Below are 5155 nucleotides of genomic sequence, written 5' to 3'. Positions count from 1 at the left end.
GATCGACCCGCCGCAGGTCGCCCGCGAAGCGGTAGCCGCGGCCCGGCACGGTTTCGATCAGATCGCGGTCGTCGCCGAGCGCGCGGCGCAGCGCGGAAATTTGCGACTGGACGGTGTTGGCGTCCACCTCGAGGCCGGGCCACGCGGCTTCGCGCAGCGTGGCGATGGCCACCGCGCGGCCGTTGGCGTCGATCAGCAGGATCAGGATGGCGAGCGGACGCGCGCCGATCGAGACGATCTCGCCGTCGGCAATCAGCAGGCCCGCATCGCGCAGCAGCCAGAAGCGGGAAAAGGCGATCGTGCGGCCGGCCGGGGTATCGGACGGCGCAAGCACGCGGCGCCGGGTCGGCGCGCGTGGGGAATCGGATTTCGACATCGGGGACTACGCGTGACGCCTGACTCGGGTTTATCGGCCGAGCGGCGCCGGACAGTCATGCTCGCAACCAGACGTACTCCCCGGAGGCGATGCCGTCGAACATGTCGTCGCTCGATTCCATGATGTTGCGCCGCCAATAGCGGCCATGTTCCGCGTAATGGGCGAGCAGATCCGCCAATTCCGCACCGTCCACGCCGCTATCGAACGGAATGCGAAGTATCAGTACCACGTTACCGGTATCCGTGTCGATCCCCATTTGTGCCTGATCCTGCGCGTAAACCAGCAGGTTCGCTTCGAGCATCAGGCGGAAAATCGTCAACGTCCGGCCGGCTGTCACGGTGCCGTAATGGAAGTTCGCGTACATCGCGTCGATGTCGTTATCGAAGTAGTCGAGACGGACGTCGAAACCTTCGACTTCGATCGCGCGCGTGGTCAGCACGTCCTGCACGTCGGGCAGGCCGATGACGGCGCAAAGATCCTCGATCAACCAGGTGTAACGGTCTGAGCTCATGCGATGGGCTGGACTGGGACTGGACTGGATGGGCCGGGTGGAACGGCACAACGCAAAACAAAAAGGGCGGCCGCCCGAAGCCGGGCGAAACCGCCACCACGACGGCGCCGCGTGACGCGACGCCCGCGTGCGCTATTAACCGCCTTGCGATGCGCTTTTGACGTTGCTCGCGCCGCTCTTCATCACGTTCGCCAGCGAAGCCGCCATGCTCTGTTGCAGCTGCATCTGAGCCGAAGCGAGCGTCATTTGGTTCATCTGGTTGCTGATGCCTTGCATCTGCGATTGCGTCGATGCCGAGTCGGCTGCGCCGGCTGCCGAGTTGGCTGCGCCGCTTGCGACGTTGCCTGCCGTGCTGGCCAGATTGGAGGCCGAGCCGGCCAGCGAGCTGATATTACCGAGAGACATGGTGTTACCTCGCGTGTCTAGGAAGTTCGGTTTTCGAAAGAAAAAGTACTGCCACTGCGATGCTGGACCGGTTCCGTCACGCCGTGGCGGGCACGGAGCCGGGTAGCGTTCGAAGGCGGCGCGCCGCCCGCGAATGGGTTACGACGCGTTCGCGCGCTGCTCCTGCAGCTTGGCGAGCGCTCGCGAAGTCGCGAGAAAGCCGCGGTACAGCTTCGCGAGATTGCTGCGGTCGAGTTCGTTGGTCGACGGGGTCGCGCCGATTTTCTCGGCGGTCGCGTCGAGCGCGGCGCGCAGCGCGTTCACGCGCGCCTGGCTGTCCGGCGCGTTCAGCAGCGTGCGGATGTCGTTGAAATCCTTGGCGTGCGGTTCGAGCGGTTCGTACATGATTCGATCCCTGGTGGTGACGTGTCGGCTCAGCTCGCGATCGGCGAAGCCGGCGGCCGGGACGATGATTCGGCCCGGCGCGCCTGCGGCGCTTCGGGGCGGCGTGCCGATGCGAGCATCGGCGCATACGAGCGGGCCGGCGCGCCTTGCGGCGCGGCTGCGGCCGGTACGTCGGCTGCCGCGGACGGCAGCGGTACGAATTCGTTGGCGTTCTGCGGCTGCTCCGGCGGGTTCGCCGCGTTGCGCGCGCTCTTGCTGTTGCGCGCGCCGTGCGCGCGGGTGCTGCCGTTGCCGCTTGCGGTGGCCGCCGGTGCGTTGCCGTTGCCGCTTGCCGGCGCGGCTGCGTTGCCGGGGGCGGCGTTGGCGTCCGTCGTGCCGTTGGCGCCGTTCGCACCGTTCGCGGCCGGGTTCGCCGTGTTGTCGGCCGCGCCGTTCGACGACACCTCCGCCGGGGCGCTCACGCCCGTGTTCGCACCGACGTTCGCGCCGGTTGCCGCGTTCGGCGCCACCGCGCCCGAGGCGGGCTGCGGATCCGACGCGTAGATGTGTTTCACGCCGTCGGGCGTCTGCGCGTATTGCACGCCGTCCGCCGAGATCATTTCCGAATAGGCCGTCGCGTCCGCCGAGTTGGCGTTGCCGGCCGATTCGGACACGTCCGCGACGATGTCCTTCACGTTCGGGTCGAGATCGGCGCGTACGCGGGCGATCGCCGTATCGAGCGCCATCTTGTTGCCGACCGAGCCCTTGATCACGAAGCGGCCCGCGCCGCCGTACTGCACGCGCGCGCCGGGCACGCCCAGCGAATCCTCGATGCTGCGCGCCACCTGCGGCGCGACGTCGTACTGCGCCGCGACCTGCGCGATCGCGAGGCGGCGCAGCAACTGGCGCACCGCGGCGTCGTCGGCCGAGCTGGCCAGCATGCCCGTCACCACCACCGTGTCGCCCACCGCGTGCGCGCTCAAGCCTTCGATGCGGGCCGCGGCCAGCGCGTCGGTCACGCGGTGCGCGTTGTCGTCGGCGTTCGGCGGCAGCGCCGCGCGGCTCATCTGCGCCGTCGACAGCACCGACACCGTCACGATCACCGCGCCCACGCAGAAGCAGGCGGCCGCGATGCCCAGGTAGCGGCGGCGCAGCGGCGAGGCCTTCGGCGCCGGCTTGGTCATCAGCGTCTGCAGCAATTCGTAGTCCGACGGCCACACGCCCGCTTCGTCGCCGACGCAGAGAATCGTGCCGTCGAACTGCATCGGCACGAAATCCACCAGCAGGATCGTTTCGAGCGGGCCGCTGGTGGCGGTGCCGTCGGCGGCCGCGTTCGCTTCCGGCGTGCCGGGCGCCGCGGCGACCATCTGCGCCGACACCACGCCCGTGTCGCCCACCGTCAGCCACAGATCCCCGCCGCGCCAGTCCGTCAGGCGAATGTCGGCCGCATCGTCCGTGCCGATGCGATGCGCGCCGGGCGCGAGCTGCAATTGCGCGCCTGCGTGGGTGCCGGTGAGAATCCGCAGGAGTTTCATGGGTGCGTCGAGTCGAGTCACAGTCTCAGCTATCGTTCCGCCTAATGTAGGCGGTCGGCGGGGATCGGCTGGCGAAGGATGCGAAGCTGGAGCGTGGTATGCGAACGCAGGGGCGGGGGGAAATTGGCGGCGGGGAGCGGCCGCGAGCCGCCGCGAAAACGACGAAAACGTTGGCGAGGCGGCGTACTGGCGAGCCGGCCGCGGATTCGAGCGGTTTTGCCCCGGACCGCGTTCAAAGGGGGCGGATCAGGGTTTCCCGCCCGCTTGCCGTCTGGTTCGCGCGACGGCATCGGGGGGGACGAGGCCGCGACGACGATACGCCGGCCTTTGCGCTGTCGGGCAAGCATCGAGTCACCGGCCTCATGACCGCATCACGGCGGATGAGGCCGGCGGCAGGGCGCGCGTCAGGCCGGGAGCGAGGCGGGACGGAACGATAGGCGCAACCCGAGCGCGGTGGCGATCTTCATCACGGTGGCAAAGCTCGGATTGCCTTCGCCGGATAGCGCGCGATAGATGCCTTCCCGGCTCATGCCGGTATCGCGTGCAAGCTGGCTGATATTGCGTGCGCGGGCGACGTCGCCCAGCGCTGCGGCGATCAGGGCGGGATCGCCGTCTTCGACGGCTGCTTCGAGATAGGCGGCGATGTCTTCGGCGGTGCCGAGGTAATCGACGCTGTCGAAGCGGCTGAATTTCGTGGGGTTCATTTCAATCATTCCTGCCATTGCAACGCGATCGACCGGGCAAGGACGATGTCGCCGGGCTGCGTGGATTTGTTGCCGCCGCATAGCAGCAGGACGGCGGTGAGCCCGCGCTGCAGGTAATACACCCGGTAGCCGGGGCCGTAGTCGATCCTCATCTCCGAGATGCCGTGCCCGACCGGTTTGACGTCGCCAGGATTGCCGAGGCTCAGGCGCCGGATACGCAATACGATGCGCGCTCGTGCCCGGGTATCGCGAAGCGCGGCAAGCCATGACTCGAATTGGACGGATGTGAAGATGTCGATCAAGTGTCAACTCTAGTTGTCAGCTTGCGGAATGTCAACTGTGGTTGACATCCACGTGACTGAACACGACGGGGTGGCGACCTGGATTGCGTGTTGCCGAGGCGATGGCTGCCGAACGTGCGTGGCGCACGGCATGACGGCAGCGGGCGGGGGCCTGCCAAAGCAAGGAACAGATTAAGAAAAGAGGGCGTTCGTGTCGCCTCGGCTCGATGGCCGATGGCGGGATGTCGCGCTGGCTAGCTGGCTGCTATGGCGCGTTGTGGATGACGCAGGAGGGCCTGGCGTGTCTGGCCTTGCGGGGAAGAGGTCGCTCGGATCGCGGCGCACTTGCTGCCGCGATCATGTGATTTGCATCGCCGATGACGGAGATAGCGAGGCAACGGGGCGCGATTTACCATGCCAACGGACTGCGGAGCAGGGGGGCGTTGCCAGGTGGATGGTTTTCGACGCGGCGGATCATCTGGACCGCGCTCGACCGTTCGTACGCGCGTGGCACGCTGCAGCCGATCAAGGGGATCGTTTGCTCGGAGAGCGGCGCCAATGCCCGGCGCGACGTCGAGTCAGTGTTGATCGAGCCGACTGGCGAGCTTCGAGGTGGTATGGACAAACAAGCGGGCGCAGCACAACGACGCCCCCTATTTCCCCTCTTCCGCCTTCCGCGCCTTCATCGCCCGTCCCAGAATCCCCGCCTTCACCCCTTGCTGAATCGCCCCGCCGCGCGCGCGCCGCTGCTTGCCGGCGTTGAACTCGGCGCGCAGCATCACGAGCGGCAGCACCATGTTGAACGACTGGCTGCCGGTGGACGGCCCGCCGGCCAGCGCCAGCTCGCGCAGCGCCGCGAGGCCGCCCGCGTTCACGTGGCCGATCTTCATCTCGATCTGCTGCAGGTCGATCATCGCGGCCGCCAGCTTGGCGGCCCACGGCGTCGGGTCGGCGGCGCCCGCGGCGCCAGCCGCCGTGGC

At 67.8% G+C, this 5155-nt stretch carries 8 protein-coding genes; all 8 read right to left on the bottom strand.

Features of this window, described 5'->3' with window-relative positions:
* The coding region (locus G3N92_RS30720; RefSeq protein ID WP_206131311.1) for a winged helix-turn-helix domain-containing protein at window positions 1–376 on the bottom strand (376 nt) is incomplete at its 3' end.
* 55 nt (window positions 377–431) lie between these two features.
* Window positions 432–887, bottom strand: a complete 456-nt coding sequence (locus G3N92_RS30715) for a CesT family type III secretion system chaperone (RefSeq protein ID WP_206131310.1) — start codon at window positions 885–887, stop codon at window positions 432–434.
* Between the two features lie 135 nt (window positions 888–1022).
* Window positions 1023–1292 carry a hypothetical protein gene (locus G3N92_RS30710; RefSeq protein ID WP_206131312.1) on the bottom strand — a complete coding sequence of 90 codons (270 nt, stop codon included), beginning with the start codon at window positions 1290–1292 and terminating at the stop codon, window positions 1023–1025.
* Window positions 1293–1430: 138 nt separating this feature from the next.
* On the bottom strand, window positions 1431–1676 hold the full coding sequence (locus G3N92_RS30705; RefSeq protein WP_206131309.1) for a type III secretion protein: 246 nt from the start codon (window positions 1674–1676) through the stop codon (window positions 1431–1433).
* Window positions 1677–1705: 29 nt separating this feature from the next.
* Window positions 1706–3190 carry a type III secretion protein gene (locus G3N92_RS30700; RefSeq protein ID WP_206131308.1) on the bottom strand — a complete coding sequence of 495 codons (1485 nt, stop codon included), beginning with the start codon at window positions 3188–3190 and terminating at the stop codon, window positions 1706–1708.
* A 404-nt stretch (window positions 3191–3594) separates the two neighbouring features.
* Entirely contained in the window at window positions 3595–3894 is a 300-nt protein-coding gene (locus G3N92_RS30695) for an addiction module antidote protein (RefSeq protein WP_241015128.1), read from the bottom strand.
* 5 nt (window positions 3895–3899) lie between these two features.
* Window positions 3900–4196 (bottom strand): type II toxin-antitoxin system RelE/ParE family toxin, encoded by a 297-nt coding sequence (locus G3N92_RS30690; protein WP_206131306.1) that lies wholly within the window; start codon window positions 4194–4196, stop codon window positions 3900–3902.
* Window positions 4197–4828: 632 nt separating this feature from the next.
* A partial coding sequence (locus G3N92_RS30685) for a hypothetical protein (protein WP_206131305.1) occupies window positions 4829–5155 on the bottom strand: 327 nt, incomplete at its 5' end.

Source organism: Burkholderia sp. Ac-20379 (assembly GCF_017104645.1).
In the GTDB taxonomy this organism is placed as follows: Bacteria; Pseudomonadota; Gammaproteobacteria; order Burkholderiales; family Burkholderiaceae; genus Burkholderia.
The sequence above is the reverse complement of the archived record's forward strand: the minus strand, read 5'-3'. Positions and strand labels throughout refer to the sequence as shown.